Here is a 219-nt window from a genome sequence, read left to right as displayed (position 1 = left end):
CGAATTGTCTGAGCACCGTAAGCCCGGTCTGCCAGTATATTGCTCCCGCTGATCTCAACTTTTCTCAACAAGTTAACAGCATGAACGCTATCATGATCATTTCCAGGGGGGAGGAGAAAGTCTACCGGGTTGCCCAGGCCGTCTACGATGGCATGGATCTTTGTGTTGAGTCCACCTCTGGTACGGCCAACTGCCTTATCTGCCGTTTTTTCCCCCACC

1 protein-coding gene is annotated in these 219 nt (G+C 52.1%); it reads right to left on the bottom strand.

Annotated elements, in window-relative coordinates:
- Nucleotides 1-218: transposase (locus H6B51_RS17475; RefSeq protein ID WP_418055081.1), on the bottom strand; the 218-nt coding region annotated here is incomplete at its 3' end.
- Between the last annotated feature and the right edge of the window lies 1 nt (nucleotide 219).

This window comes from Pseudoflavonifractor phocaeensis (genome assembly GCF_016901955.1).
Classification (GTDB): Bacteria; Bacillota; Clostridia; order Oscillospirales; family Oscillospiraceae; genus Flavonifractor; species Flavonifractor phocaeensis_A.
The sequence above is the reverse complement of the archived record's forward strand: the minus strand, read 5'-3'. Positions and strand labels throughout refer to the sequence as shown.